Raw genomic sequence first — 23,441 nt, 5'->3', positions numbered from 1 at the left:
TATTTTCGCAGGTGGCGATGGCTGCCCTGCGGTTGGCTGCTTGTTCGTCCTCGTCGATCAGGCGGTGCAGGGGTTCAGTGGCTCCGGGGACGGTCTTGCCTACCCAGGAGGGAAAGGTGCGTTCGGGGTGTTGTTGCGCGTCGCGTATGTGCCGGGTGCTCTCGGTGATCGCGGCGTCGCTGAGGCTCAGCTGCAGTTCGACGCGGGCTTGGGTGAAGACGGTGCCCTTGAACTTTCCGGCGACGCGGCCGGCGTAGTCGAATCGGACGGAGGAGGTGAAGGCGCCGACCTGCGAGTAGGGCTTCTTGGAGTTCGGGCTGCTCACTGCGAGGTGCATCTGGACCAGGGCGTTGACCCGTTGCTGGTTGTTGGTCTCCAGCTTTCCGGTGTCGGGGGAGGTGTAGGTCAGCGTCCACAGGGGATTGGTGTGCCATCCGGTCAGGGTCTCGTCGCGGAGGGTCTTGGCGGGCCCGTTGACTTTGGGGTTCGGGTCGCTGGTGCCGACGTTGACGCTGTGGGAGAAGTCCTGGACGATCTTCCACTTCGTGGCGTCTTCGCTGCCGACGGGTTGGACTTGGATGTCCTCGACGCTGACGGTGTAGTCCACGCGGCGTGAGCCGTCGTAGGCGAAGCCGAGCACCCAGACGTCGAACCAGAGGCGGCCGATGGTCTTGGTGCCGTTGATGTCGCGCAGGACGAGGTCGTAGGGGCGCTTTTGGCAGGTCTCGAAGCGGCTCTTGATCCAGCCTGTGGCTCGCTTGGCGGCTTCGGCGTGCTGAGCGCATTCGGTGCGCAGGTCGGCGTCCTGGGCTATGCCCGTCTCCTTGACGCTCTTGGATGGTGGGGCGGAGGCTTCGTCTCGCCGGGATTGGAGGTAGTCGGCCAGGGGCACGGGGTCGTTGAGCTTCTGCAACTCCCCGTCCGGAAGGGAGGAGGCGTCAACGAATTCGGTGGCTTCCGCTGGGCGAGGGTCGCCGGATTGGTGAGGCACGGCGGTGGCGGAGGCTGTGGGGATGGTGGCCACGGCGGTCAGGGCGCAGGCGGCGGCCAGGGCCTGCATCGCTCTGGGCAGCGAGCGCAGCATCAGGTCGGTCCTTCGCGATGTGATGGGCAGCGGGCAGCTGGGGAGTGTGTGAGGGGGTTTAGCGGCACATCTGTCCCCAGCAGGCGTCCAGCAAGTGGCCGGTCGGTGAGTAGGCGGCTTCGAAGCCGTCGAAGTTGCGGCCGCGTGGGTCCAGCCCGGGTGTCGGAGCTGACGAACTGACCTTCCAGCGTGCGGTGGTGTTGGCCGCGGCGGTGATGTTGACGGTGTGAGCGGGCACGTCGAACGCGGCTGCCGCCTGGTTGCGGACGTCGGCCGCGCTCGTTTCGGAGCGGGGCTGGGTCTGGTTGGCCGCTGGCTTGCCCTGGAGAGCTGCGGTGTTGCAGACCTTGGCCGTGCGGACGCAGGTGGCCAGCCCTGGCACGGTGTCCAGGCAACGCTCAGGCGTGGTGGCCATGCACTGTGCCAGCTGCTCCTGATTCACACCGTTGACAACGTCTGGTTGCTCGCCGGTGAGACTCGGGGCGGCAGCGAGGGCAGTTCGGTGCGGTGCTTGTGAACTGCTGCCGGGGCCTGGCTTGCTGGCCGTCCACTGTTCGAACTTGGTGGCGCCGGTGAGCCTTGTGGTGAAGCAGTACGGGGCTGTGTAGCTGCCCTGGCCGCAGGTGCCCAGGCTCGAGACCTGGGCGACGTCTTCGCTGTCCGCTCGGTGCCATGTCTTGTCCTCGGCCATGTACTGCACGCGGCTGGCGATCGGGGGCACGTTCACGTGCTGCGGGCCCATGACTTCCAGCCCGATGTCGATGCGGTTGGCGCTGCCCCTGGGGACCGGCAGTTGGTCGGTGGTGGTGCCGACGTGGTTGAAGTCGTACAGCACATCCCACTGGTCGCCGTTGTCCTGGCGCAGCAGCATGTAGGTGTGGTTGGTGCGGTCGGGTGTGTTCCCGCCGACTCCTTGGTTGACGGCCTTCGTCTTCCCACCATTGTCGCCCAGTTCGGTCCATCGGGGTCCGTAGGTGCTGGTGGCGGGGCCGGTCTTCTCCGCGTACAGGCCGATCTGCACGTAGTTGGAGAAGAGCCCTCCCTCGCGGTTGGGCGTCATCGTCAGGTAGTTGCCAGCTTGCACGGTGGTACCTGAGGAGTCGGTCTGGGTGAAGGTGATGGGCTCGTTCCGCCATGTCGCGAACGCGCCGATAACCGGCTCGCCGGGCTGAGCGCACGCCACAGCCCAGAACACGATCCTGGCCTGATGCTCGATGTTGCAGCTTTCCGTCGGCGGTGCGGCCTGTGCTGGCGACGGCGTCGTCAGCGGTAGTGCTGTGGCTATCGCAGCAGCTGCCAACAGGCCACTGGTACGTCTCCGGAGACGCAACGGTCCTCCCACGTCGTGGTGTCACATGCCACGGGGACGCTAACCAGTCACGGTCCTTCTCAACGCGTTCATGACACAGACTGTCTTGATCGCAAAGCTGCGGGGCTTAAATTGCCCCGGGCAACGGACAGGCGCTGCATGCTGTTCAGCAGCGGTCAACGCTCGCTTCGCCTCAACCGGCATGGGGCCGCCTTGCTGTTGTAGCCGGCATGCGACTCGGTTGAGGCAACGCAGAGCGCCCGTTGCGGTGAGCGTGGACCACGAGACGGAAGCTCGTCCTGGGCGTGACGGCATGGCACCTGGGCCAAGGTGGAGAGTGACCGACGCCGGGCACGTTCACCTCGACGACCTTCCCCGAACACCGGTCGCGGCCCTGCCCGTCGCGGGCGGAGCACCGGTCCCGACATCACCGCTCAGAACTGTCGGCGCAGAACGCTTCAGCGTCGCGCTAGCCGCGGATTTGGTCTTCTCGCCGCTCATTCCCCAGCGCGGTCGTGGTGGTGCCGTCGACCCTCCGTACCGACACAACGCGGCCCGACCCAAGGCCACGGCCTTCGTCCTCATACCCCGAACGCTGCTCGGCCAACGCTCGGGCCGGGGCGCTGCCCGAGCTACAGCCGCCAGGAGCGCAGCCGATCGGCGGCGTCGTAGATGTCGGCGTGGCCGGCGTCGAGGTCGCGGGCCAGGTCGATGAGCGCACCGTAGGGCGCGTCGACGGCTTCGCCGGCGACGTCCATGTACGCGACGGCGACGGCGGCCCCGTACAGGGCGTTGCGGGCCGGGAGCGGGCGCAGCCGGATGATCGTGTGGAGTAGCGCGGCGGCGCGCCATGCGGCGTCCACGGTGGCGCCGATCTGGGGGGTGTTGACACGGTGCCGGGCGACGGCGGCCACGAGGGCGGAGAAGTCGTGCACGGACGGCTGCTTGGGCAGCACGTCGGCCTGGCGCTCCAGCAGCCACCGGATGTCGATGTGCAGCTCCATCGGTCAGGCGGCCCGCCGGTCGGCGTCCAGTCTCGCTGGGGCGTCGTCGGGGAACGCGGCGTCGAAGGCGTCGGCGGCCTGGTCGACGAAGGCACGGAAGACCTCGGTCGCCGACTCCAGCCGCGGATCGCGTACCGCATCGTGGGCGGCCGCGGTGATGAGGGCGGTCACTGTGGTGCCCTCGGCTTCGGCCCGCTCCTGCAGCTGCGCGTGCAGTTCCTCGGGCACTCGGATCGTCACGGACTTCGACATACCACCGAACGTACAGCATGGCGTACAGCACGGGGGCGGTTTCGACGAAAGCCAGACGGTTGATCAGGGAATGTCTCGTGCCACCGAACGTTGATCGTGTGCCACCGAACTTTGACCACTGCTCGGTTTGTGTCATCGAAAATTGACCGCCCAGGTCAGGACGGTCGAGCGCTGCTGTGTGGAGCGCGCCTCCGGCACCGGCACCCGACCCCAACGTGCGCGGCAGCCGACTCCGGAGGAGGACGCAGCCGGTGGGCGTCACCGCGGCGGATTGTCCCTCGGGGCGCTGACCTGCACGGTCATTCTTCAGTGGCACGAACCGCCGTCGGTCAATCTTCGATGGCAATCGGTCACGGTCTGATGGCACAGGACAGGGAACCGGCGAAGGCGTCCGCTACTGTGCGTGTTCGTTGCCGGGCCGCTGTCACGTTCGCGTCTGCGGCGGGGTAAACGGGTCGTCGGCACAGGTCAGAGCGTGCGACAGCCGGAGCGTGACACTCGGCGTGACAAGGTGACGTGACACCTGAAGTGTGACGGTGGGTAAGCATCGATGCTGGCACTGTCTCGCGCCTGGCTTTCATCGAACGGCACCCCATTGAGCACCCTGCGGCAACCGGCCGGGTCGAGGGGTTACCGGCTTCAGTTCCAAGGCATCTGCCCAGCAGGCGCGGACGGGCGGGCGGGCGGATCCTGGAAGGAGAGGTGATGACCATGAGCAAGAGCAGCAGCGGCAAGGGCTCATCGGGCGGCGGGAAGAGCGGCGGCAGGGGCGGCGGCCGGATGAACGCCGGGGCTGCAGCGCGGGTGCAGTCCGCCGCGGCGAGGAACCCCGACAGCCGCAGCGCGCAGTCCGGCTTCGACTCCCGCGCCCAGTCCGCGGCCGCCAAGCACGACCGCGGCCAGCACGGCCAGTAGCACCAGACCTGTGACCGGGGCGACCTGGCGCGTGGCCCGTAGCAGCAGACACCAGCAGCCGCCCCAGGACGGCGAGTCCAGGGCTGCTGCTTCGGGTACCGGGAAAGCCCGGCCGCGTACGCGACCGCCGCGATCGGCTCACGCGCCCGCCGTTGACACCGGCGGGCAGCGCTAGTCGTCGACGGCGCCGTGGCCGGCGAGTTCCCCGAAGGCGGCGACTGCGATCACGGTCGTGATGCCGATGATGGCCGACATGGAGAAGGTCGCGTCACCCAGAACCGAGGCGGTCAGCTGCAGGCTGGCGAGCGCAAGACAGGTGCCCCAGACGCTCAGGCGTCCCACCAGGACGTGGCACAGGCCGTGGCGCGCCATCAGCAGCGGAACGACGGACAGCAGGGAGATGATCGCGAAGATGAGGGACACGAGGAACGCCGCCAGCTCGTACCACGAGCGGTAGTGGACCAGCGTGTACGTCATGGACCCCAGGAACACGAACGCGCACAAGAGGGCAGCCCCTGCCCCGATCGTGACGAGGAACTCGCGCTCGCCGACATCGACACCGAAGCCCGCAGGGACGATCGTCTTGCCGCTCTCGGCGGACGGCGCCACGCTCAACTCACGCTCCAAATCCGGATTTTACCCGCTCCCGTCGAGCAGGGCAAAGCAGAGAGTAGACCAACAGCAACGCAACGTGTAAACGACGGCCGCACGGAACATGGGTTCCGTCCTTCCGGCAGGGGGCTAGCTTCAAGATCGGCTGTGTGGCTTTCTCCGGGCCGTCCAGGCCTGCGGCGCCCTTCCCTGGCGTACACGGGGCTGCACGGCCGTGTGAAGGCCGTGCAGCCCCGTCCTGGCTGTAGCTACTCGCCTCGGTAGGTGACGTCGCCGGGATCGAAGTCGAAGTCGTCGGGCTGGAAGCCCCCATAGACCGCGCCGCCGTTGAAGTAGTCGGCCATCGCCCCCTTGATGACGGCAGCGGCCTCCTCGTCGGTCGTGGCACGGGCGAGGGCTGCGGCCTGGTCCCCGCTCAGGTTCAGGTCGATGTCGCGCTGCCGCACCGCGTTGGAGCCGCGGATCTCGAAGGTGCGGGCCCGGCTGACCGTGGCGCTCAGGCCGGACGGGCTGCGCCCTTCTTCGCCAGCTGCTTCGCCCTGCGCTCCCGGCCGCGTCCGGTGACCTGCACCGCGGCCGCCTCATCGCGCAGCCGGTCGGCGTGCTTGACCGGGGCCCGGCTGCCGTCGATCCAGCGGGCCACGGTGCGCGGGGAGACGCCGTAGGCGGCGGCCATCGCCTTCGTCGACCCGCCGTACTTGCGGTCGCGGACGTGGACGGCCTGGGTGGTGGCGCGGGCCGGCGCCTTGCGGGAGCGGAAGAGCGCGTTCTTCGCCCGCACGAACAGGTTGCTCATGCCGTCGCTCCCTCGATCTCGTGGTCCAGGACGTCGTCCTGGACGTCGTCCTCGTCGCAGTCGTCGCAGTCGTGGCCGGCGTGGGCGGTGAGGCCGTCCTCGAACAGGTCGTCCCCGCTCGCGCCGCAGGCCTCGCACAACCAGTCGGCGTGCCAGGTCACCGGCCCGCCCTGGCCGCAGTCGTGGCCGGAGCCGGAGGGCCACACGTCATCGGCCCACTGGTCCTCACCGATGGCGCCGCACGCCGGGTGCTCCCAGACGCCCCACCACTGAATCGCCTCACTCACCGCCGGGCACCTCCTCCTGGCCGTCGTGCTCCTGGCCGTCGACGTCGTCGGCGAGTGCGGTGCCGTCGGTGGCGTAGTCGTGAGTGAGGCGGCCCGGGTGCTCCCCGGCCTCCATCAACTCCAGCGCCGCCTGCAGCGGGATCGACGCCTCGTGCTTCGAGCTGCCCGGTGCGATGCCCAGCCGCAGCACACCGGCGACCGCCTTCCCGCCCTCCGGCGGCGTCAGCAGCTCCAACGGCGACGGGCTGCCCGTGGCGTAGAGGTAGGAGTCGACGTTCACCGCGAACGGCGCCCGGCCGGTCTTCAGCAGGGTCTTACGCATCCGGCGGTGCGCGGCGATCCGGGCCGCGGCGATGATGTGGAACCGGATCTCGGGCCGGTAGGACCAGTCGCCGGCGACCTTCTGGTGTCAGGTGTCGTCGTCCAGGTGGCGGGCGGAGTCGGACCACTTGCCGATCCCGCCCTTGTAGACGGCCTTGTACAGCCCGGCCAGGACCAAGGCGTCCCCGCGGTCGATGTCGCCGTTGGCGACATGCTTGTGGGTCGCGTACGCCTCGAGGAAGGTCTGCGACTCCTGCCCGTCGGGCAGGCCCAGGACGCCGTAGGCGCGCTTGTAGGCCTCCCGCAGCCGGGTGGTCCACTCCTTCAGCAGCGGCACCGTCGACGACGCCACGAATGCCTCGCTGATGGTGGCCGGGTCGAAGCCGTATGCCTGGGCCATGTACGCCACCGTCGGCGTTGCATACCAGCCCGGGTCCGTGGGTGGCTGGCCGTGGAAGGTGGCCGGGTGCGGGAGCAGCTCGTCGACCGCGACGCCGGTGAAGTCGCACCACCACAGCCCAGCTGCCTTGCCGTCGAACACCGGCGTGGTGGTGCGCTCGAGCGGCCCGGCCGGGAGCGGGAGGCTCATGGTGACCGAGAGGTAGGAGGCGCAGACGTCGACCGCCACCGCCCAGCCCAGCGCCGACTCAGTCTCGGTGAGGGGGCGGGCCCACCACTTGAAGTCCTCCTCCTCACACACCGCCAGCCCCTCGTCCAGGAGCTCGCGCGTCAGCGGGTGACGGGCACCGGCCGCCGGGGGGACGGCGGTGTCGCCGCCCGGCAGCGCACCCTCGCGCGGCTGCGAGCTCCAGTTGCCCTCGTCATCCTGCACCGGCTCGGACCGGGGCCGGACGGCGTCCAGGAGCAGCTTGCTCGTCGTCGCCGGCGTCACGCCCGGGGCGACGCCGATGTCGGCGACGAACCGCCGCAACCGCCGGGCCAGCGTTCCGGCGTCGAGCTCGCCGTCGGCGTCGGCGGCGAGCTCAGCGAGCAGCGCGGTGGTGGCCTGCTGCGCGTCGCTGCCCTGCCCCAGCCACGGCGTGACGACCACGCGCACCGAGGTCTTCGGGCCACCCGGTGCACCCCGGCGGCGGTAGACGTGGAAGGCCGGGCCGACCTGCTCGGACAGCTCCAGCCCGACGGCGGCCGCCGCCTTCACGAGCTTCGTCTTCAGGCCGGCCAGGGCCTTCTCGGTCGTGGGGAGCGCAGCGGGCAGGGCGAGGGCCTTGAGCGCGGCCGCCGACAGGCACACCACGCCGTCGCCGCCCTTCCCAGCCGGATGGACCCGGTCCACGCGCAGCGGCAGGCCCGTGCCCAGCCACGCCATCCAGTCGGTGAGCTTCGGCCCGGCCGGGACCGGGACCTGGCCGACGTCGACCAGCCAGCCGTCCTCGCCTGCATCGAGGGCGACCGCCGGCCACCGCGACGCCGCGGCCGCCGCCGACGGAGCCGGACCGGTGGGGCGTGCGGCCGTGCGGCGGGGCGCCGACGAACGGGCCGCGCCGCGCTGCGGCGTGCCCCGGTAGACCGGAGCCGGACGCGGCGACGCTGCACGCCGCACCGCTTGGCCCTGAGCGACATCGACGGCGTCGGCCTGGGCGGCCGGGCTGGGTGCGGCCGCCGACGACGTCGCCGGGGCCGGGGCCGGGTCGCTTACCGGGGCGGCAGGGCGGCTCGACTCCACAGCGCGGGCGAGTGCCTCCGCCTGGGCGGCGGCGTCGCGTTTGGCGCGCAGCTGCTCACTGCGCTCGATTGCCGCCGCACGGGAGGCCGGCGTGCACTTGGCCGGGCAGCGCTGCCAGGTCGGCTTCATCCGGCCGCCGTCCTCGACCCACACGGTGTTGTAGCCCGACCGGTCGCTGCCTGCGCACGACGGGCAGCCGGCCACCTTGAGGCGCGTCCCGGGCGCGATGTTGCTGTTCATCACGGTCTCCTTCGCGCTCATCAGGTGTGGGCCATGTCGACGAACATCGCGTAGTGCAAAGGCGAGGCGGCGGTGACGATCGTCGTCGGGCCGCCGCGGTGCTTGGCGAGGATGATGTCGACCTCTCCGGCGCGGGGGGACTCCTTGTCGTAGGCGTCTTCGCGGTGCAGCAGGATGACGAGATCGGCGTCCTGCTCGATGGAGCCGCTCTCGCGCAGGTCGGACATCTGGGGCTTCTTGTCCGTGCGCTGCTCCGGGCCGCGGTTGAGCTGGGCCAGGACGACGACGGGGACCTTGAGTTCCTTGGCCATCAGCTTCAGGTCACGGGACATGCTGGCGACCTCGACCTGGCGGTTCTCGGCTTTGCGGCCGCTGGTGAGGAGCTGGATGTAGTCGATGATGACCAGGTCCAGGCCCTCACGCTGCTGCAGGCGGCGGCACTTGGCCTTGATCTGCGTGACGGTGGTGGTGGCGGTGTCGTCGAGGTAGAGCGGGGCCTCGGTGATGCGAGGTGAGGCGGTCGCGGCCGTACTCGGTGTTCCCGTCACGCCGCTCGTCGCGATGGACGGCGCCCGCCTGACCGGCCCGGATGGGCGACCCGCCTCTCACCTGGTAGTCCACGGAATTCGCATCGTTCCCGCGAGCCGCCTGGCCGAAGTGCTGCGTGAGGTGGGGCGGGTCCCCGGACAGCGGCGCCCGACGGACCTCGCCGAGCACGCTCACCGAGCCCTGCCGCCGTACGGACGTCGGTAAGCCGCGGGCTGAAGAACCCGGAGCGGCGAACGGCTTCCCCCCTCGGACGATGGCGGCTGGGGCGCGGAGGGCGTCGGCGAGCGCGGCCGCCGCGGTCGCCGACGCCCTCCGGCGCACGGCACCGACGTGTACGCACGGGTCCCTGCCCTGGGGCAGGTGAGCGCCAGCCTCACCCCCAACCAGGCGGTGGTCGGAGCCCTCACTGCCCGGCCCGGCGCCGCCTCACCGGGCAAGCGGCGCGAGCTCGGGGCCGGGCTTCAGCGCGTGTTTTCGAGCCCAGGATTTGCGTAGCTTCGGGTCCTAGCTGGCGGGGTGTCCGAGGGCGCCGGGTGAGCCGCAGAGCGGGTATGCGGGGCTGCGGTGATCGGCTGAGGCGGAAGCGGGTCACCGGACCGTGTCTTCCCGCCCGTACGTGTCCTCGGTCTCTCGCCCCAGAGCATGACTTTTACGCAGGTAACGTGGCGGGTCCTTGCTGCGCGAGTGAACGTTAGTAAGGTTCCGCTATGGCTTCTCCTCCCGCTCACGACCGCGAAAAGGTCGTCTCCAAGCTGCCCGGGTGGCTGCGCCAGGAACTCAAGATCCGGACAGCCCAACTGGGGATCGAGATCCAGGCAGCCGTCGAACAGGGCATCACCCACTGGTCCGCGTTGGCTTCGTCCCCGAACTCGGTCGACACCGCCGGCGCCGACTCCTTTTCCACCTGGCTCCCGCCAGGCCAGTGGGACGCCTTCAAGGCCATGGCCGCCACTCGTCAGGTCTCGCTGACGCAGGGCTTGGCGCAGGTGGTGCAGGTCTGGCTGGAAGCCAACCCGGCGCCCGCGGTGAAGCGACCCGACGTTCCCCGGCGCCTGATCGTCTGTAACCAGAAGGGCGGCGTCGGCAAGACGGCCGTCACCGCGGGCGTAGGCGAAGCGCTCGCCGAGTCCTCCGACGACCTCTACCCCGTACGGATCTCCCGCCACTTCGCCGCGGCTCTTGAGCACGACGAGCCTGCCGTCCGGGAACTGCCCGGCATCGGCCTGCGCGTCCTGCTCGTCGACTTCGACCCCCAAGGCCACCTCACCAAGCAACTCGGCCACATGCCCCTGTCCATGGAAGGCGACAGCCTCACCAAGCACATGGCCAGCGAGCCAGCCGGAAAGCTGGCCGACTTGATAGTTCCCATCGACTCCGAAAGGTTCGGCGACCGGCTCTACCTGCTCCCCAGCTGCAACGACGCCTTCCTCCTGGACGTGAAACTCGCGGGTGTCCGTGCCCGCGAAGCCGCCCTCGAGCGGGCACTGGCCTCCGTGGAAGGCGACTTCGATGTCGTCCTCGTCGACTGCCCCCCAAGCCTGGGACTCAGCATGGACGCCGCCGTGCACTACGGCCGCCGCCGCGACGGCGAGGCCGTCGGCCAGTCCGGCGTGCTCATCGTGGTCCAGGCCGAGGACAGCTCAGCCGACGCCTACGACCTGCTCACCACCCAGATCGAGGACCTCCGCACCGACCTCGCTCTCGAACTCGACTACCTGGGCATCGTCGTCAACCACTACGACGCCCGACGCGGCTTCATCGCCACCTCCTCCCTCCGCTCCTGGATGGACATAAGAGATCCCAAGGTCGTCGGCCTTATCGGAGACCTTAAGGAACAGAAGGAAGCCGTCCGGCTGAAAGAGCCGCTCCTGGACTACGCCCCACGCTGCGACCAGGCCCTCAGCATCCGCGCGCTCGCCCGGGAGATCTCATGAGCAAGGCGGACAAGCTCAGGACGAGCGCGTCCTTCGGCCAGGCCCGAGCCGTCAGCGCACGACGGGCCGCGATCGGAGCCGCCACGGGCGCACCGACACTCGGTGTCCCGGCGCCCACCAGGGCCCCGCTCAAAGCCCTCGCGCCCAACCCGTTCAATCCCCGTGACGAGCTCACCGACATTGAGGAGACCGCCGCGTCCCTGGCGGAGCGCGGACAGATCCAGCCTGTCGCGGTGGTACACCGTTCCGCCTTCCTCTCCGCGCACCCCGGCCGGGATGAGGACCTCGGCGAAGCGGAGTACGTCGTCATCGACGGCAACCGGCGGCTGGCCGCCGCAGCGAGCGCTGGGCTCGAAGAACTCCGGATCGATGTCAACGACGATCTGGCCGCAAGCGCGGCGGACTTGCTGGAAAGCGCGCTGATCGCCAACGTCCACCGCGTGGATGTACCGCCGCTGGACCAGGCCAAGGCGATCCAGGAGCTTGTCAGCGTCCATGGCTCTCAGAGCCAGGTCGCCAAGCGGTTGGGGAAGACGCCTGCGTGGGTCTCGCAGCGGCTGGCTCTCCTGCAGCTCACGCCTGACCTGCAGGAGAAGGTGGAGTCGGGGGACCTGAGGGTCGAGCCTGCCCGTCGTATCGGTCGTCTGCCGAAGGAGCAGCAAGCCGCCGCTGCCGACGAGGTCAGCAACGCTGCGAAGCCTCCCCAGCAGCGTTCTCGCCGGACGCTGTCTGGCGGACCGACGGAGACCGTTAACGGCGTTAACGCCCCTCCGCCGGAAGCTGGCTCAGACGCCTCCTCCGCCGGGAGCGTTAACGCCGTTAATGCTCCGCAGACCGAGGCGGGCGCAGGCGGCTCGCCCGCTCAGACTGTTAACGGCGTTAACGCCGAGGGCGCGGCAGCCAGTGTGGAGCAGCACTTCGTCGTGCCTTGTGCCTCGCCCCAGCAGGTGGTCGACGCCCTGGAGAACCACCTGGCACCCCAAGACCTGGTTGCTGTGACCGAGCTGTTGCTGGACCGGATCGGCGGGGCTCCTGCCTGAAGATCGCCGACTGTGCCCCCTGAAGAGCAGAAAGGGCCCCGTCCACGTCATCACGACGCGGGCGGGGCCCTGCACTGTGTCCCTGTGCCGCACCCGCAAGGGGGCGCAGGTGCCGTCGGCAGGGTCTTGCCGCCCTGCCGACCCTCGATCTCGACAGGGCCGCAGTCGTCACACGCTCGCCCCCTCGACGGCATCGGTCAGGAGCGCGGCGACGTCAGCCTCGTACGGGTCGGGGTAGCCCTCGTGGTCGCTGACAACGAACGGCGCGCACTTTGCTGTGACCGTAAACGGGGGACGACGGTGGAACGGACGGGTAGCTCATCGTCCCGATCCGCACCTGCCTCCCTGCGGAGTGGGTCAGGGTGCGTGGTCGATGCCTGTATTGGCTCGGCTGCCAGCCCCCGAGGCAGTCGCATCGCCCGTGTTCTCGGCCAAGGCCGGGCCGATGTCGGCGCCCTGCGGGCGAAGCACCCCACTGGAGGCCACCCCGCCCGCACTCGCGTGGGCACGGCCGGTGTGACGGGCATGACCAGCTGGCCTCTGCGCGTCGTGAGAGCGGGTCCACCACGCCCACACCAGGGCAGCTACTCCCACGGCTGCCTGGATCACTGCGCCGACGGCCTGTCCAGGGCCAGGCCCGTCCAGTAGCCAAACCACCGGTGTCGCCGCTGCCACAAGTACACCGCCGACTGCCACGGGTTCCGTTGCGGCTGTTGCCGCCGTTCTTCCCCGCCGGGTCGTGCTTGTCATAGCCGAGGTGGTCGGTGATCTCGCCCTCCAGGGCGGACTCCAGGAGCCGCTTGGTCAGCTGCTGGAGCAGCCCGCCCTCGCCGGTCAGCTGCAGGCCCTCGGCCTGAGCGCGGCCGACCAACTCGTCGATGAGCTGGTCGTCCACCTTCTTCGCCTTCTTCGCCGGCTGCGGCTCAGCGGCCTTGACGGACTCGGCCTCGGTCACGTTGTCGCTGGTCATCGATGCATCTTCCTTGATCAGGAGTTATACCGATCGTTTTACAGTCCCTCCTTCGGCAAGGACCTCAACCGGTGAGGCCCTATGCTCTTTCCACGCCGATTCACCCAACGAGAGGCCTCCGCACCATGCTCGACATCGAACTCATCAGGTCGGACCCCGAGGCGGTACGGGCGGCGCTCCTCACCCGTATCGACTCCGTGGACCTCTCCCCGATCCTGAAGGCGGACGAGTCACGCAGGGCCAAGGTCTCCGAGGTCGAACAGGCCCGGAGCGAGCTTAAAAAGCGCTCACGTGAGGTCGGCGAGCTCAGGAGGAGCGGCGGGGACGCCACGGAACAGCAGCAGGCCGCCGCCCAGCTAGGCGACAGAATCGCCGTGTTGCAGGCAGACCTGCGCGAGATCGAGAGCCAGCTGCGGCTTCTACTGATGGAACTGCCGAACCTGCCCGACCCCGAGGTCAAGGCGGGCGGCAAGGAGGCGAACGAGGTCGTAAGGGTCTGGGGCGAGGCCCCCGATCTGGGCAGCTCGCCCCAGGATCATGTCGAGCTCTGCACCAACCTAGGCCTGGTCGACTTTCAGCGCGGCGTAAAACTCGGAGGAAGCGGTCACTGGCTCTACCGGGGCCATGGAGCCGCGCTCGAATGGGCGCTGCTCGACTTCTTCGCCCGTGAGCACTACCGGGCGGGATACGAGTTCATGCTTCCTCCGCACCTGCTGACGGAGGAGAGCGGATACGCAGCCGGACAGTTCCCGAAATTCCACGATGACGTCTTCCATCTGGCCGGTGAGGAAGGGGAGCGGACGTCCTTCCTCCTGCCGACGGCGGAGACGGCGATCCTGAACACGTACCGGGACGAGATCATCCCCGTTGTCGAACTGCCCAAGAAGCTCTTCGCGTACACGCCGTGCTACCGGAAGGAATCCGGCGGGTACCGGACGGAGGAGCGCGGAACGATTCGCGGCCACCAGTTCAACAAAGTGGAGATGTTCCAGTTCGTCGCGCCCGAGGACGCGGAGGCGGCCTTCACCGAACTGCTCGGCCGTTCGCAGTCGCTGGTGGAGCAGCTGGGCCTGCACTACCGCACGTCCAAGCTCGCCTCGCGCGATGTCAGCGCGACCATGGCTAAGACGTACGACGTCGAGGTGTGGCTCCCCAGCCTGGGGACGTACAAGGAAGTCTCGTCGGTCTCCTGGGCCGGTGACTACCAGGCTCGCCGGGCGGCGATCCGCTACCGCGCCGACGGCGACAAGAAGACCCGGTTCGTCCACACCCTCAACGCCTCGGGCCTCGCGACCAGCCGCCTCCTGCCCGCCATCCTGGAGCAGAACCAGCAGCCGGACGGATCCGTCCGCATCCCGGAGCCGCTGCGCCCGTGGGTCGGCACGGACGTGCTGAGCCCCGTGAAATAGCCCTCGTCCGTGCGGTGGGGCGCCGGCCTGCCCGCGCCCCACCGCACGGCACCCCCGTCAGTTCCCCGCGCTCTGGTAGTGCCGCAACTGGGACCGCCAGACCGCGCCCGCCGCGAGGAACAGCACCACCCCGACGGGGAGCGTGAGATGCGCGACCCAGAGGGGCACGAAGAGCTCGTCCTGCCTGCCCAGCGCCAGGGCTGCGGGAAAGTAGGCGACGAACGACACCGGCAGCACGGTCAGCGTCACCCGCATGAGCTTTGGGAAGATAATCATCGGGTAGCTGCCGGCGACGCTGAACACCAGGTCGGCGAGCATGCGCAGCGACATCGTGTTCAGGGTGCGTATGGCGAACGCGGCGGCGGCCACCTGGATGGACCCTTCGATGAGTGCCCCGCCGATGACGGCCGCACCGAGGAGGAGAAGCGTCCACAGGTCGAAGTCGGCGTCGACGAGTGTGAGGGAGTAGCCCAAGATCAGGACCGCCACGCAGGCGTCGCCGAGGGCGTTCATCTGGAACTTGCTGGTGACGAACTGGACGAACGGACTCAAGGGGCGCAGGAGGTACCGGTCAAACTCCGCCTCCCTCGCCATCTGGTCCAGCATCCATAGATGGCTCAGCGGAACGATCCACAGGGCATGGGCGAGCATGCGCAATCCGTAGAGGAACGCGATGTCCCCGAGGGGCCATCCGGCGATCAGGTCCACGTTGTGCATGACGACGAGGACGAACGCGAAGCCGCTGCCCTGGTAGACGATCCCGAGCACGATCATCGAGAGGAAGTTGGCGCGGTACTGCACCTGCGCCCGTACCGCCGCGCGTTCGAGCGTCCACGCGATTCGCGCCGACCGAACGAGCTCCTCAACCACCCTGCACCACCACCTTTCGTACCGCGCGGGACCAGGTGAACCGGAGCGCCAGCGCCAACACCGCCACCCAGGCCGCCTGGAGTGTGAGCTGCCGGAGCACGCCCGCGCCCGTGACCTCGCCGATGTAGATGGCCACCGGTACGTAAGTTGTCGCCTGGAAGGGGAGGAACTGCGTGATCGCCGCCAGCCAGCCGGGAAGGAGCGAGAGCGGGGCGAAAGCTCCGGAGAAGAACTGGCTGATGACGCGGAAGAGCAGGTTCGCGCTGTCGACCTGCATCATCCAAAACACGCTCATGCCCACCAGGAGGGAGAGCAACGTGTGGACAAGGAGCCCCAGGGCCAGGCTCACCACGTAAGCGAGCCCAGCCGCCATGCTGGCAGGCGGGGCGAGCGATCCGACGAGGAACGCCACCGGAAGCGCCGGAACCATGAACAGCAGCACACCGGCGACGAAACCGATCTGATGGGCCGCCATCTGCGGTAGAAAGCTCACCGGCCGCAGAAGGTCGAACAGATGGTGGCCCTGGCTGACCCGGCGCTGCATAAACTGGAGGATGGGCCCGGTGAATAGCCAGGCGTGGACGCCCGCCAGCGTCACATACAGCAGGAGCCTGTCGAGGGGCATGTCGGGCCCGCCGCCCGCACCGTAGGCGGCGGTCCATACGGCGTTGATGAGCATGATATGCACCAGGGCGCCGACAGCCAGGATCAGGGAGTTGGAACGGTAGACCATCGACTCCTTGACCCGTCTGGTGACGATGGCCCCGCACGTCGCGGTGAGCACAGTCATCCGCCTGCCCCGCTCGCCGGGTAGAGCTGCTTGACCACCGTCTCCAGGTTGATGCCGGCGATGGAGAGGTCGACCACGCGGCAGTGCTCCTCCAGCGCGGCAAGCACGGCCGGGACCGAGCCCTCAGGCGGCATCCGCACCACGGCCTCGTTCGGCGTACACCGGACGACGGTTCCCCCGGCCAGGCGCCAGCCGGCGGCGAAGGGGGCGCGGGGGCCGGATTCGTACCGGACCGTGAGGGTGCGTTCCGGGAGGTAGCTGTCCTTGAGCGCGTCCACTGTCCCGTCAAACACGACGGTTCCGCGGTCGATGAGCACCACCCGGTGGCAGAGCCGTTCGACATCGGCGAGGTCGTGGGTGGTCAGCACGATTGTGGTGCCCCGGCGGGAGCTGATGTCAGCGATGAAGTCGCAGACCCGGTCCTTCGTGTGGACGTCCAGACCGATGGTGGGTTCGTCGAGGTAGAGGACGGCCGGGTCGTGCAGCACCGCGGCCGCCAGGTCGCCGCGCATCCGCTGACCGAGGCTGAGCTGGCGCACCGGGGTGTCGAGGAAGTCGCGCAGCCCCAAGACCCGGTCGACGCGGGCCAGGTTGTCGCGGTACCGGCCAGGTTCGATCCGGTAGAGCGCCGCGAGAAGCCGCATCGACTCGACGAGGGGCAGGTCCCACCAGAGCTGACTGCGCTGTCCGAAGACGGCGCCCACCCGCAGGGCGTTCTGTTTGCGGTTGCGGCTGGGGGCGACCCCGTTCACCCGGACGGTGCCGGAGGTGGGTTCGAGGACTCCGGTGAGCATCTTGATGGTGGTGCTCTTCCCCGCCCCGTTGGGCCCGAGATAGCCGATCACCTGGCCCCGGGGAACGGAGAAGGTGATCCCGTCCACGGCGCGGACGAGCTCGTGCCGCCCCGCCAGGAGCTGGCGCAGGGCACCGAACCGGCCTTGGTCCACCACCGGCCTGCGGAACTCCTTCACCAGGTCCCGCACCTCGATGACCGGCGGCTCGTCCGCGGTGCCGACCGGGGTCTGCCGGGCCGTCGTCCCGGGGAGCGTCATCGCGCGTCCTCCCGTACTCCGTCGGCGAGCAGCCGGGCCACGGCCTGTGCGGTCACGCGGGCGGCGCCGAAAGTGTGGATACGACCGCTGAGCCCTCGGATGTCCTCACCGCCGGACCAGCCCATCTCGACCAGCATGACGTCCGTCCGGGCGGCCAGGTCCTGGATCAGGCGCTGCACGGCCGGGAAGCGGTGGGTGTCCCGGGAGACGAAGACGACGTCCCGTCCGTCCGCCCGTTCCCTGGGGAAGTCCCCGGCACTGGCGTCGCTCACGTGCAGGATCTCGCACGCAGGAAGTACCTCGGCCAGGTACGGGGCCAGGGCCCACGGCACCCGTCCCGCCGCGAGATTGGCCTCGGAGTCGAGCTGGACGACCAGCGGCGCGTCGAGGGGTCCGGTCCGGCCGACGGTGCGCAGCGCCCGCCGCGCGGCCTCGCGGCCGGCTCCCCTCCGCACCGGGGGCGCGATCCCCCAGGGTGTCCTCAGCCAGTCCTGGAGCGCGTCCCCGTGGCGGTTCGCCTCCTCCAGGCGCTCCCGGGTCAGCGTCCCGGCGGCGACCGCGGCGACCACGGCGCCGGTGCAGTCGTCGATCAGGGAGCGCAGGGCGCCGGGTCCGGGCTGGCCGGCGCCGAGACAGACGAGGTCGCACCCGGCCGCCAGGGCGCGCACCACGGCCTCGCCCGGTCCGGCCGTGCCGACGGCGCGCATGTCCACGGCGTCGGTGACGACAACACCGCCGAAACCCATCTCCCGGCGCAACAGCGCGGTGACGGCCGCGTCGGAGAATGTGGCGGGCTGGGCGCCGGTGAGTGCGGGCATACGGATGTGACCGGTCATGGCCATCCGGGTCCCGGCCGCGACGGCGGCGCGGAAGGGACCGAACTCGCGCTGTCGCAGGACGTCCAGGGATTCGTCCACCGTGGGCAGGGTGTGGTGCGAGTCCTGGGTGGTGGCGCCGTGACCGGGGAAGTGCTTCACGCAGGCGGCCACGCCCATGTCCTGGAGACCGGTCACCGCAGCGGCCACGTGCCGGGCGACGCGTTCCGGATCGCTTCCGAACGACCGGGTCCCGATGATGGAGTTGGCGCTGTGCGTGTTCACGTCGGCGACCGGGGCGAAGTCCACGTCGACGCCGATGTCACGCAGTTCGGCGCCGATCCCCCGGTAGACGTCTCGCGTCAGCTCAGTGTCGTCCACCGCGCCCAGGGCAGCGTTCCCGGGCGTGGTCGCCCCGGTCGTGTAGTGGAGTCTGGTGATGTCACCGCCCTCCTCGTCGAGCCCGATAAAGGCGTTCGAACGGGCGCCGCGGAGGTCCGCGATCAGCTCGCCGAGCTGGTCCCGGTCCCTGATGTTGTTGCCGAAGAGCGCGTAGCCGCGCAGCCCCTCGTTCAGGGCGCCCTTGGCCTCCGGGGGGACGGAGAGTCCGGCGAATCCCGGCAGCAGCGTCCGCAGGGCGAGCTCCGCGACCGTCCGGTTCTCCTGGTGCGTCATGCTTGTTGCGTTCATGGTCTTCTCACTTCGCTGGTCGACGGGTCTCACGACAGGGGGAGGTCACCGCAGCCCCTCGGTATGGCCGTCGATCGCCAGGGCGTGCAGGGGGTCGACATGGTCCTGAACGACTCCGACGGGCACGAAGACGTTGCGCAGTGAGCCGATGGCAACGGTGCGCAGGGCGGCGAGGGCCACGGGCGACAGGTCCGGGGCGCCGGTGCCGCCGTTCGCCCGCACGACGCGGCCCAGAAGGAAGGAGGTCAGCCACACGTTGTAAAGGAACTCCTCGTGCGTGTCCTCGCACAGTGTGGTGAACACGGAGCTCGACCGCAGTGCCTTGCCGAAGCGGGCCCTGACCTCGTCCGCGTCCAGCCCCAGCCGTTCGGCGTGGTCCGTCCAGTGCGACCTGATCCACCGGTCCCGCCCGCCGACGGACACCCGCGCCAGGAAGTCCGTATGCCCCTCCCCGGTGAACGGGCACAGCGCGAAGTCCCGTACCACCGCGTCGTGATCGAGGGCGGGAGTGGTGTCGCCGTCAAGAAAGCAGGCTGAACGCAGCGGGATGTAGTAGGTGTTGCCGGCAACGCTGTGGTCGTCCCCGTGTTCGACCAGTGAGGGCGCGGAGATGAGCGCCGGGATCTCCCGCTCCCGGATGAACCGCGCCAGCGGAAAGTCGTCGTGGCGCATCATGCCGATGTAGCGACTCGCGTACGCGGCGTAGTCGTCCAGGTGGGCGACCGGGATCGCGGTGGCGAGCATCGGGAAGTAGAAGTCGTGGACGGGCTCCACCCAGGAGGCTCCGGAGACCGCGCCGAGCCGCACCGCGGCGCCGTTCTCCGCGTTCCAGTTCGCGTACCCGGCGAGGACGGTGCCGGGGTGGCGGCCCGCGGCCCGCTCGAACTCCTCGATGAGCCCTGGAACGGGGCGGATGTCGTCCTGGAGCACGAGGTGGTGGGTGGCCGAGGGGTCGGCCGATCGCCAGGCCCGTACCGCGTTGTGGAGCGGACCGCGCTTCTCCTGGTCGACCAGCACGGGCACGTCGCCCAGCGCCCGCGACAGGGCACGCGCGGCGTCGCGACGGTCCGGGTGGCTCATGATCGTCACTGAGAGGGTGGCCTTCGGCTTGCTCATCGCAGCGGCTCGCCTTCGTGGGTGACGGACCGGCTGACGGCGGAGAACAGGTCCAGCAGGCCGGGCGGCGCCCCCATCTCCACCAGGTCCTCGTAGCCATAGCAGTAGGCGGGGCCCAGCAGCCGCTTGCGCAGGTCCTGGACGCGGTCGTGGTGGTCGGGGACGGGATCGCCGGAGAGGAAGGACGCGAAGAGCGAGGCCAGTTCCTTCATGTCGTCGCCCGTGGCGCCCAACCGTGTCATTTCCGCCAGGGACAGCCGGAACGCCGGACCCTCCAGTCCGGGCAGTCCGCCGAGCCGGTTCACCAGGATGCCGCTGTCGTGCATCCGCTGGGCGACACTCCCCGCGTCCACGCCGTCGACCGTCTGCGCCCACACCTGGTGGCACCGGGTGAACCCCTGATCCGGTGCGGCGACCGGAATCCCCTGTGCGCTGAGGTGTTCGGCGAACCGGCGGGCGTTCTCCAAGATGCTCGCCCCGTACACCTCCCCGCCGCAGTCCCGCAGTTCCAGCAGGGTGATCGCAAGGGAGATCACCGCGCCGAGGTGATGGTGGCTGACGTAGTGGTACGCGATCGCGTCGATGCGGTCGCGCAGCCGCTCGTCGTTCGTGGCGAGGAATCCCTTGTGCGGGCCGGGCAGCGTCTTGTGGGTGGAGCCGCCGAAGGTGTGCGCGCCGGCCGTCAACGGGTTCGTCATCGCCCCGGTGAGGATGAGGCCGTTGGTGTGGCTGGAATCGACGTGCAGGACGGTCTCTGGCGAGGTGGCGTCGATCAGCGCGCGGACCGGGCGGGGGTCGATCGGGAAGAGCTGGGTGGACTGGTCGAGGTAAATGAGGTCGGGGCGGTGGCGGGCGAGGTCGCGCTCCAGCGCTTCGAGGTCGAGACCGTGGGTGTCGCGCATGGGGAGCGGCACGGTCGTGATGCCGAGACGGGCGGCCACGTACGTGGTGCTCATGTGTCCGCCGCCGGACTCCGGGACGGTGAACATGGTGCCGCCGCTCGGGCAGAGACCCGCCATGGCGATCGTCATGCAGTTGAGCCCCGAGATGGGGCGCACGTCGACGTACCGGGCACCGGTCATCTCCTGGAGCAGGGGGCGCAGGATCTCCGGCTCGATCAGCCCGGCCTCCAGCCCACCGAAAAACATCCACTCCCCGAACAGCTCCTGGTGGTTGAAGAAGTAGCGGGAGTAGGAGTCGGTCACGAGGGGCACCCGCGCCAGCGGGGACAGCATGTTCTCGCTCGGGGTGAAGTTGAGCGACCGCCGGGCACGCGCCTCGTGGCTGCCCAGGCGGTGGAGCAGAGCCGACATCGATCCGTTCGGCACGGTAACTGGCCTTTCTGCTGGGGGGTCTGTCGCGGGGGGGGATCAGCTGCAGCCGGGGCGCGGCCGCAGGACATTGGTGTCCATGGCGGCCCACAGCGCCCCGGGGAGGACGACCCGGCCGTCGTCGCGCACGCCGTTCTCGATCAGAACGCCCCAGAGCCGGGAGGCCGCGAGTGCAGAGGCGTTGAGCGTGTGGGGGAAGGTCTTGCCTCGCGGTGTGCCGACCCTGATGCCGCTGCGGCGTGCCTGAAAGTCCGTGAAGAGGCTGACGGTGGAGACGGGGAGCCAGCGCCGGGTGCCGGCTGAGTAGACGTCCAGTCGTCGCGCGAGCGCGGCGGCGAAGGGAAGCCGGCCGGTGCAGACATCCAAGACGCGGTAGGGAAGCTCCAGCGCGACGAGCGCGCGCTGCGCGTCGGCGAGGAGCATTTGGAAGTGCTCGTGGGAGTCGGCCGGGGAGACGATCCGGGCCAGCTCCACCTGGTGGTACTCATGGAGCCGCTGCATCCCCCGGGAGCTTCTGCCCGAGGCACCCGCGGCCCGCCGGAAGCACGTGCTGTGCATCATGTAGAGCAGCGGCAACTCCTCCGGAGACAGCAGCTCGTCGCGGTGCAGGGCGGTCACGGGGACCTCGGCGGTGGGCACCGCGTAGAGGTCCTCGTCCTCGACGCGGTACACCCCGTCCGCGAACTCCGGCAGGTGCCCGGAGCCGACCATCGCCTCGCCCCGGACCAGTTGCGGAAGGACGAGCTCCTCGTAGGTGCCCCGGTGGAGATCGAGTCCGAACGCGACGAGGGCCCGCAGCAGCCGCGCGCCGTCGCCCCGCAGTACGGAGAAGCCGTGGCCGCTCAGCTTCAACGACCGGGCCACGTCCGACCAGCCGTCCGCCTCGGCGGTGACCCAGTGCGCCGGCGGGGCGTGGCCGCGGTCGGGCGGACACGATTCGCCGACGAGGGTGCTGTCGGTGTCGCGGGTGCCCCGGGGGGCTTTCTCCTCCGGCAGATTGGGCAGCGCCAGGGTTCGGGCCCGCGCCTCCCACCGGGCGGACCTGTGCTGGTCCTCCAGCTCGGTGACCCGGGCCCGCACGGCGCGCAGGTCGGAGTGCGAGGGCGGGGGCGCCCCGTCTTTGGAGGGCTCCGTGCCGCGCGCGGCCCGCGCATGGTCGCGGGCCTGCCGGTTGGCGCGTTCCCGCGCCGTGTCGAGCAGCTTCGCCGTCTCACGGGCGAGCCGGAGCGCTTCGGCGGTGGCGTGCACCTCCGCCGAGTCGACGCCCCGTGTCGCGAGGAGTCCGGCCACCCGGTCCGGTTCCTCGAGCAGCAGCCTGGTATCGAGCATGACGCCCCGTTCTCCGCGTTGGTGCGGTCAGTTGACCGACTGGTCGACACAGCGCAGGCACGCCTCGTTCGTGGTGACGTCCAGGGTGCGGCGGAACTCCGTCGCCCCGGGCGAGTTGACCGCCTCCAGCAGCGAGGCATGGTCATTGCGGTTTCCGTAGGCCGGCATGGGGAAACAGGGGCGCAAGGTGCCGTCGTACTCGAGGATCGCGGAGGTCCACGGGGCGTTGCAGCGGATGGAGCGGCGGCCGATTCCGTTGAGGCTCCGGTAGTAGGTGACGAGGATGTCCCGGAGCCGGTCCGGCGCGTCGCCGATGAAACCCGAGGCGAAGTCCTCCGCACGGGTCACGATCAGCTGCTCCACCTCCTCCTCCAGGACCGGAAGCTCCTCTGGGCCGATCATGAGGCTCTCGATGTACCTCTGGTCGATCGTCTCGAAGCGGCGGAACGCCTCCTCGTTGTGCATGTCCGTGCCGGAGAACGTGATTCCGTGGACGCCCAGCTCCTTGGCCGTCTCCACCGTCGCGGCCAGATGCCGGAAGTTCTGCTTGTGCACGGCGCACCGGGCGTGGACGGGGTAGTCCGGGTAGCGCTCGTGGAGGGCCGCTATCCCGCGGCGCAGCCGCTCGTACGCGTTGGAGACGTTCCGCATCCGCTCGTGCACAGGTTCGGGTCCGTCCAGCGAGACCCGCAGGACATCGCAGTGCTTCCCGACGTTCTCCGCGTGCCGGTGCAGCAGCAGCCCGTTGCTGAGCAGTTCGACGCGGATCCGCTCCTCCTTGATGGCGGCGACGACCGGCCACACGTCCGGGTGCATGAGCGATTCACCGCACATGACGACGGTGGTGATGCCGGCCTCCCGCCATTCGGGGGCCCAGGAGCGGATCTCCTCCACCGTCAGGGTGGTGCCGGGCTTCTCGCGCCAGATGTCGCACATGCGGCACCGGGCGTTGCATCCGCTGTTCATCCACAGCATCAGCTTCGACAGACTGACCGCCTTCGCCGCGGGGAATTCCGTCAGCGTTTCCGTGGACATATGAGGT

Annotated in this window: 22 protein-coding genes and 2 pseudogenes; 4 read left to right on the top strand and 20 right to left on the bottom strand. The window is 69.5% G+C overall.

Annotated features, from left to right (window positions below; genetic code table 11):
* The 4 genes from V1J52_RS25490 to V1J52_RS25475 form a co-directional block, all read right to left on the bottom strand.
* The coding region (locus tag V1J52_RS25490; RefSeq protein WP_330142328.1) for a hypothetical protein at positions 1 to 1,084 on the bottom strand (1,084 nt) is incomplete at its 3' end.
* Between the two features lie 58 nt (positions 1,085 to 1,142).
* Positions 1,143 to 2,384: a hypothetical protein gene (locus tag V1J52_RS25485; protein WP_330142327.1), complete on the bottom strand. Its 1,242-nt coding sequence runs from the start codon at positions 2,382 to 2,384 to the stop codon at positions 1,143 to 1,145.
* Between the two features lie 641 nt (positions 2,385 to 3,025).
* The gene (locus tag V1J52_RS25480; protein WP_330142326.1) at positions 3,026 to 3,397 is read right to left on the bottom strand and encodes a toxin Doc; all 372 of its coding nucleotides are present in this window, start codon (positions 3,395 to 3,397) and stop codon (positions 3,026 to 3,028) included.
* A gap of 3 nt (positions 3,398 to 3,400) precedes the next feature.
* Entirely contained in the window at positions 3,401 to 3,649 is a 249-nt protein-coding gene (locus V1J52_RS25475) for a YlcI/YnfO family protein (protein WP_330142325.1), read from the bottom strand.
* A 705-nt stretch (positions 3,650 to 4,354) separates the two neighbouring features.
* On the opposite strand from V1J52_RS25475, the gene V1J52_RS25470 reads away from it, so the two are divergent.
* Positions 4,355 to 4,564 (top strand): hypothetical protein, encoded by a 210-nt coding sequence (locus V1J52_RS25470; protein ID WP_330142324.1) that lies wholly within the window; start codon positions 4,355 to 4,357, stop codon positions 4,562 to 4,564.
* A gap of 171 nt (positions 4,565 to 4,735) precedes the next feature.
* Here V1J52_RS25470 and V1J52_RS25465 read toward each other — a convergent pair whose 3' ends face one another.
* The 7 genes and pseudogenes from V1J52_RS25465 to V1J52_RS25435 all read right to left on the bottom strand — a co-directional run.
* Positions 4,736 to 5,191 carry a hypothetical protein gene (locus V1J52_RS25465; RefSeq protein ID WP_330142323.1) on the bottom strand — a complete coding sequence of 152 codons (456 nt, stop codon included), beginning with the start codon at positions 5,189 to 5,191 and terminating at the stop codon, positions 4,736 to 4,738.
* A gap of 233 nt (positions 5,192 to 5,424) precedes the next feature.
* The gene (locus tag V1J52_RS25460) at positions 5,425 to 5,622 is read right to left on the bottom strand and encodes a hypothetical protein (RefSeq protein WP_330142322.1); all 198 of its coding nucleotides are present in this window, start codon (positions 5,620 to 5,622) and stop codon (positions 5,425 to 5,427) included.
* Positions 5,623 to 5,672: 50 nt separating this feature from the next.
* The gene (locus tag V1J52_RS25455; RefSeq protein ID WP_330142321.1) at positions 5,673 to 5,972 is read right to left on the bottom strand and encodes a hypothetical protein; all 300 of its coding nucleotides are present in this window, start codon (positions 5,970 to 5,972) and stop codon (positions 5,673 to 5,675) included.
* Positions 5,969 to 6,259, bottom strand: a complete 291-nt coding sequence (locus V1J52_RS25450) for a hypothetical protein (RefSeq protein WP_330142320.1) — start codon at positions 6,257 to 6,259, stop codon at positions 5,969 to 5,971. Before V1J52_RS25450 ends, V1J52_RS25455 begins: the two co-directional genes overlap by 4 nt.
* A complete protein-coding gene (locus V1J52_RS25445; protein ID WP_330142319.1) occupies positions 6,252 to 6,581 on the bottom strand; it encodes a hypothetical protein in 330 nt (109 codons plus the stop codon). Before V1J52_RS25445 ends, V1J52_RS25450 begins: the two co-directional genes overlap by 8 nt.
* A gap of 87 nt (positions 6,582 to 6,668) precedes the next feature.
* A complete protein-coding gene (locus V1J52_RS25440; RefSeq protein WP_330142318.1) occupies positions 6,669 to 8,504 on the bottom strand; it encodes a DUF8841 domain-containing protein in 1,836 nt (611 codons plus the stop codon).
* Positions 8,505 to 8,524: 20 nt separating this feature from the next.
* A pseudogene (locus V1J52_RS25435) lies at positions 8,525 to 9,028 on the bottom strand (DnaB-like helicase C-terminal domain-containing protein); the annotation flags it as partial.
* 732 nt (positions 9,029 to 9,760) lie between these two features.
* Between V1J52_RS25435 and V1J52_RS25430 the strand changes: the two are divergent.
* Positions 9,761 to 10,987 carry a ParA family protein gene (locus tag V1J52_RS25430; protein ID WP_330142317.1) on the top strand — a complete coding sequence of 409 codons (1,227 nt, stop codon included), beginning with the start codon at positions 9,761 to 9,763 and terminating at the stop codon, positions 10,985 to 10,987.
* Complete coding sequence (locus V1J52_RS25425; protein ID WP_330142316.1) at positions 10,984 to 12,027, top strand: ParB/RepB/Spo0J family partition protein; 1,044 nt, start codon at positions 10,984 to 10,986, stop codon at positions 12,025 to 12,027. The genes V1J52_RS25430 and V1J52_RS25425 overlap by 4 nt, the downstream gene beginning before the upstream one ends.
* 694 nt (positions 12,028 to 12,721) lie before the next feature.
* Here V1J52_RS25425 and V1J52_RS25420 read toward each other — a convergent pair.
* Positions 12,722 to 12,997 (bottom strand): annotated as a pseudogene (locus tag V1J52_RS25420) (transposase); the annotation flags it as partial.
* Positions 12,998 to 13,122: 125 nt separating this feature from the next.
* On the opposite strand from V1J52_RS25420, the gene serS reads away from it, so the two are divergent.
* A complete protein-coding gene (serS, locus tag V1J52_RS25415; RefSeq protein ID WP_330142315.1) occupies positions 13,123 to 14,406 on the top strand; it encodes a serine--tRNA ligase in 1,284 nt (427 codons plus the stop codon).
* Between the two features lie 57 nt (positions 14,407 to 14,463).
* Here serS and V1J52_RS25410 read toward each other — a convergent pair whose 3' ends face one another.
* From V1J52_RS25410 to V1J52_RS25375, 8 genes are read right to left on the bottom strand one after another with little or no spacing between them, the layout of a single operon-like run.
* On the bottom strand, positions 14,464 to 15,276 hold the full coding sequence (locus V1J52_RS25410) for an ABC transporter permease (RefSeq protein WP_330142314.1): 813 nt from the start codon (positions 15,274 to 15,276) through the stop codon (positions 14,464 to 14,466).
* Positions 15,269 to 16,066, bottom strand: a complete 798-nt coding sequence (locus V1J52_RS25405) for an ABC transporter permease (RefSeq protein WP_330142313.1) — start codon at positions 16,064 to 16,066, stop codon at positions 15,269 to 15,271. The genes V1J52_RS25410 and V1J52_RS25405 overlap by 8 nt, the downstream gene beginning before the upstream one ends.
* Positions 16,063 to 17,118, bottom strand: a complete 1,056-nt coding sequence (locus V1J52_RS25400) for an ABC transporter ATP-binding protein (protein WP_330142312.1) — start codon at positions 17,116 to 17,118, stop codon at positions 16,063 to 16,065. The genes V1J52_RS25405 and V1J52_RS25400 overlap by 4 nt, the downstream gene beginning before the upstream one ends.
* Positions 17,115 to 18,623 carry a glycoside hydrolase family 3 protein gene (locus V1J52_RS25395; protein WP_330142311.1) on the bottom strand — a complete coding sequence of 503 codons (1,509 nt, stop codon included), beginning with the start codon at positions 18,621 to 18,623 and terminating at the stop codon, positions 17,115 to 17,117. The genes V1J52_RS25400 and V1J52_RS25395 overlap by 4 nt, the downstream gene beginning before the upstream one ends.
* 45 nt (positions 18,624 to 18,668) lie before the next feature.
* A complete protein-coding gene (locus V1J52_RS25390) occupies positions 18,669 to 19,739 on the bottom strand; it encodes a hypothetical protein (RefSeq protein ID WP_330142310.1) in 1,071 nt (356 codons plus the stop codon).
* Positions 19,736 to 21,052: a PLP-dependent aminotransferase family protein gene (locus V1J52_RS25385; protein ID WP_330142309.1), complete on the bottom strand. Its 1,317-nt coding sequence runs from the start codon at positions 21,050 to 21,052 to the stop codon at positions 19,736 to 19,738. Before V1J52_RS25385 ends, V1J52_RS25390 begins: the two co-directional genes overlap by 4 nt.
* 57 nt (positions 21,053 to 21,109) lie before the next feature.
* Positions 21,110 to 22,399: an aminoacyl--tRNA ligase-related protein gene (locus V1J52_RS25380; protein WP_330142308.1), complete on the bottom strand. Its 1,290-nt coding sequence runs from the start codon at positions 22,397 to 22,399 to the stop codon at positions 21,110 to 21,112.
* 27 nt (positions 22,400 to 22,426) lie between these two features.
* Complete coding sequence (locus V1J52_RS25375) at positions 22,427 to 23,434, bottom strand: radical SAM protein (RefSeq protein ID WP_330142307.1); 1,008 nt, start codon at positions 23,432 to 23,434, stop codon at positions 22,427 to 22,429.
* Positions 23,435 to 23,441 lie beyond the last annotated feature (7 nt).

Origin of the sequence: Streptomyces solitudinis, from assembly GCF_036323765.1 — a bacterium.
Taxonomy (GTDB): Bacteria; Actinomycetota; Actinomycetes; order Streptomycetales; family Streptomycetaceae; genus Streptomyces.
The sequence above is the reverse complement of the archived record's forward strand: the minus strand, read 5'-3'. Positions and strand labels throughout refer to the sequence as shown.

Coding starts and splice junctions, on each gene's coding strand:
- V1J52_RS25480 (WP_330142326.1), bottom strand. CDS start 3,397: ATGGAGCTGCACATCGACATCCGGTGGCTGCTGGAGCGCCAGGCCGAC.
- V1J52_RS25475 (WP_330142325.1), bottom strand. CDS start 3,649: ATGTCGAAGTCCGTGACGATCCGAGTGCCCGAGGAACTGCACGCGCAG.
- V1J52_RS25470 (WP_330142324.1), top strand. CDS start 4,355: ATGACCATGAGCAAGAGCAGCAGCGGCAAGGGCTCATCGGGCGGCGGG.
- V1J52_RS25455 (WP_330142321.1), bottom strand. CDS start 5,972: ATGAGCAACCTGTTCGTGCGGGCGAAGAACGCGCTCTTCCGCTCCCGC.
- V1J52_RS25445 (WP_330142319.1), bottom strand. CDS start 6,581: ATGCGTAAGACCCTGCTGAAGACCGGCCGGGCGCCGTTCGCGGTGAAC.
- V1J52_RS25440 (WP_330142318.1), bottom strand. CDS start 8,504: ATGAACAGCAACATCGCGCCCGGGACGCGCCTCAAGGTGGCCGGCTGC.
- V1J52_RS25430 (WP_330142317.1), top strand. CDS start 9,761: ATGGCTTCTCCTCCCGCTCACGACCGCGAAAAGGTCGTCTCCAAGCTG.
- V1J52_RS25425 (WP_330142316.1), top strand. CDS start 10,984: ATGAGCAAGGCGGACAAGCTCAGGACGAGCGCGTCCTTCGGCCAGGCC.
- serS (WP_330142315.1), top strand. CDS start 13,123: ATGCTCGACATCGAACTCATCAGGTCGGACCCCGAGGCGGTACGGGCG.
- V1J52_RS25405 (WP_330142313.1), bottom strand. CDS start 16,066: ATGACTGTGCTCACCGCGACGTGCGGGGCCATCGTCACCAGACGGGTC.
- V1J52_RS25400 (WP_330142312.1), bottom strand. CDS start 17,118: ATGACGCTCCCCGGGACGACGGCCCGGCAGACCCCGGTCGGCACCGCG.
- V1J52_RS25395 (WP_330142311.1), bottom strand. CDS start 18,623: ATGAACGCAACAAGCATGACGCACCAGGAGAACCGGACGGTCGCGGAG.
- V1J52_RS25390 (WP_330142310.1), bottom strand. CDS start 19,739: ATGAGCAAGCCGAAGGCCACCCTCTCAGTGACGATCATGAGCCACCCG.
- V1J52_RS25385 (WP_330142309.1), bottom strand. CDS start 21,052: ATGTCGGCTCTGCTCCACCGCCTGGGCAGCCACGAGGCGCGTGCCCGG.
- V1J52_RS25380 (WP_330142308.1), bottom strand. CDS start 22,399: ATGCTCGATACCAGGCTGCTGCTCGAGGAACCGGACCGGGTGGCCGGA.
- V1J52_RS25375 (WP_330142307.1), bottom strand. CDS start 23,434: ATGTCCACGGAAACGCTGACGGAATTCCCCGCGGCGAAGGCGGTCAGT.